General features: G+C 48.5%; 4 protein-coding genes and 1 pseudogene. All 5 read right to left on the reverse strand.

What is annotated here, in order from left to right; translation table 11 throughout:
- Positions 1-339, reverse strand: a pseudogene (locus Q1K24_RS04645) (hypothetical protein); the annotation flags it as partial.
- A gap of 141 nt (positions 340-480) precedes the next feature.
- On the reverse strand, positions 481-744 hold the full coding sequence (gene rpsR, locus Q1K24_RS04650) for a 30S ribosomal protein S18 (protein WP_300366708.1): 264 nt from the start codon (positions 742-744) through the stop codon (positions 481-483).
- A gap of 34 nt (positions 745-778) precedes the next feature.
- A complete protein-coding gene (locus tag Q1K24_RS04655; RefSeq protein ID WP_300366711.1) occupies positions 779-1,285 on the reverse strand; it encodes a single-stranded DNA-binding protein in 507 nt (168 codons plus the stop codon).
- 16 nt (positions 1,286-1,301) lie between these two features.
- Positions 1,302-1,700 (reverse strand): 30S ribosomal protein S6, encoded by a 399-nt coding sequence (gene rpsF / locus Q1K24_RS04660; RefSeq protein WP_300366715.1) that lies wholly within the window; start codon positions 1,698-1,700, stop codon positions 1,302-1,304.
- Between the two features lie 79 nt (positions 1,701-1,779).
- The coding region (holA, locus tag Q1K24_RS04665) for a DNA polymerase III subunit delta (RefSeq protein ID WP_300366718.1) at positions 1,780-2,760 on the reverse strand (981 nt) is incomplete at its 5' end.

Genomic DNA, 2,760 nt, shown 5'->3' on the forward strand with positions numbered 1-2,760 from the left:
GACATGCTGCTGGATCGTCTCATTGGAGTTGGATTTTTGCAGAAAATCGAGATCCGCTTTCATCTTTCCTATTCGCTCTTCGATCGTTTCGATCGCTCGGTTGGCACGCGCCCTGTCCATGTAGACACCGTTGCTGCTCAACTGATAGTTCTGTACACCGCTTTTGATATCGAGTGCGTTGCGTTCGATGGAATGGGCATGTTCGAGTTCGACGAGTGCGGTCTGGATTTTCTGAAAACCGAAATAGGATGTGACACCCAGAAGCAGTGCAATGATGATGCTGAGTGCAACGAGAATGAATGTTCTCGTCTGAATGGAGAGATTGGACAAAAAAGACATAACGATTCCTGGATATTGGAAATTGGGTTATGTCAATATCGTTTATTCGATAAAAAAATTAAATAGTTGAATCGGTATGAGGATTTGAAAATCAAATAGAGAATTGGGGGAAAAACAGCCCGAAATTAACCGGGCTGTATGTTATTTGACCTCTTCGAAAGGATTCGGGACAACACGTTTGTGATCAACGATGTAGGGTACAAGTGCCGCGGCACGTGCACGTTTGATCGCTTTTTCGACCATCTCCTGGTGTCGCTTGCAGTTGCCTGTCAGACGACGGGGCATGATTTTGTAGCGTTCGGAGAGGGATGCTTTGATGCTGTTGATATCTTTGTAGTCGATAAACTCGACTTTCGCCTCACAATATTTGCAGTAGCGTTTGGAGTATTTTCTTCTTTCTGCCATGATCTGTTCCTTTTTCTATTCGTCTTTTAATTTATTAAAATGGTATATCATCTTCATCGATGTCGATTTCCGGCAATTCCTGAACCGGTTTGGACTGTTGTGCCGGCTGTTGCGGCGGGGGGGTGTAACCCTGCGGTGCCTGTCCATGGCCAACCTGCGAAGTCTGTTCACCATATCCGGTCTGTGCCGACGATTGGCCATAGGCTTCGTTTTCACCTTTGCGATCGAGCATTTTCAGGTTTTCGACCGTGATCGAATGGCGGCTTCGTTTCTGACCGTTCTGGTCCGTCCACTGCTCCAACGTAAGGCGTCCCTCGATCAGAACGCGACTGCCTTTGTGCAGGTATTGGTTTGCAATTTCCGCTGAACGTCCCCAGACCGTGAAGTCGATGAACATCGTTTCATCTTTCTGCATACCGCTTGAATCTTTGAAACGGCGGTTGGTGGCGATGCCGCATTTGGCAAGCGCCTGGCCGCTCGGAAGATAGCGGAGTTCCACGTCCCGTGTCAGATTGCCGATCAGGATTACCTTGTTGAACATCGAATAGCCTTACAAATTATTCCGCAGACTCGCCTGCTGTTTCGGCCGCTTTCGCAGCTTCCGCTTTTTTCGCGCTTGCTGCGCCCGCTTTGTTGACGAGATTCTGCCATGCATTGATCTCTTTTTTGTTTTCATATTTGACATTCAAAAAGCGGATGATCTCTTCGTTGTATCGGAAGTTTCTCTCGAGCTCTTTGATGAGGCTGCTGGGAGCCGTATAGTAGATGACGTAATAGTATCCGCGCGGATTCTTTTCGATTTCATAGGCGAGCTTGCGCATGCCCCAGTCGAATTCGCCGGCAATGTCGGCACCGTTTTTTTCCAGGATCGACTTGACCGTGTCGATCTGTGCTTTGATCTCTTCTTCGGTCAGCGTCGGCTTGACGACGAAGAGTGTCTCGTAATGTCGTGTCATTTAGGTGTTCTCCTTGTGGTTTTAGCCCTTGTGGAATTTTCCCGCCCATTGTCGGGAAAGAGCAAAGAGCATCGCGATTTTACCCTAAGAAAGATTTAATTTTTATTAAAATCGACAACAACAGTGTCTCTTTCTGCGAAGTGCCGCCGGCCGTTTTGATGGCGAGCTCGCCTTCGGCGAGGGTGTCGAAAATTTTCGAGAAGAGCGGAAGCGACAGTTTGACGGCGAGCTGTGCCCGCTGCGTTTCAAGTTGTTTTGGGAGTCTGTATCCCAGTATCGCGGCAGAATCCGGCGCACCGTGAAGTTTGATGTAGATATGAAAGAGAAAGAGTTGGCTGACGAAGTATTGGATGGCACGCAGAATGGCAAATTCGTCTTCGCCAAGCTGATGCATCTGATGAATCAGATCGGTCAGAGGCTTTTTCGAAAAGAGCGAAAAGAGAAACGTATCCATCGCCATCGGTGCCAGCGAAAAGACATGTTCATCGATCTCCTTGGCACCGATAGGTCCCTCAAGGATCGAGAGTTTGGTGAGTTCGTTGACGGCCAGCGCGAGGTTGAGATTCAGCAGCATCAACAGATGTTCGATGGCATAGCGATCGATCTGCATATGGAGGTGTCGGGCGTGTTGCTGCAATATATCGGCCGCCTCGCGCAGATTGGGAGGAAAGAACCGCACATGTTCGGCATTTTTTGTTTTGGTGAATGCCGATGTCATCGTTTTGAAATCGGGACCGGTATAGGCGAAGATGAAGAAATCGTTCTCGTTGCGATAGGCGAGGTCGATCAGCTGTGTCAACTCCTTTTTCGGAATCTTCCTGTCGCTTTTGATATAGAGCAGATTGAGGTCGCCGAAGAGCGAACTCTGCCCAAGATAGTTTTTGGCCGTTTGAAAGTCGTATTCGTCGAAATAGAGTTTGAGCATGCTCTCCCGTGCCCCCGTTTTTTCGATGAATGTCTCGGCGGTCGTATCGATATAGTAGTCGTTGTCGCCATAGAGCATCAACGACTTGGGCAGTGTTCCGGATGCCAGCAGCTGATCGAATTCTCGTTTGTACAT

Source organism: Hydrogenimonas sp. (assembly GCF_029932565.1).
In the GTDB taxonomy this organism is placed as follows: Bacteria; Campylobacterota; Campylobacteria; order Campylobacterales; family Hydrogenimonadaceae; genus Hydrogenimonas.

What these genes read in the sequence shown, in the direction of transcription:
- rpsR (WP_300366708.1), bottom strand. Translation starts at nt 744, where the DNA reads ATGGCAGAAAGAAGAAAATACTCCAAACGCTACTGCAAATATTGTGAG.
- Q1K24_RS04655 (WP_300366711.1), bottom strand. Translation starts at nt 1,285, where the DNA reads ATGTTCAACAAGGTAATCCTGATCGGCAATCTGACACGGGACGTGGAA.
- rpsF (WP_300366715.1), bottom strand. Translation starts at nt 1,700, where the DNA reads ATGACACGACATTACGAGACACTCTTCGTCGTCAAGCCGACGCTGACC.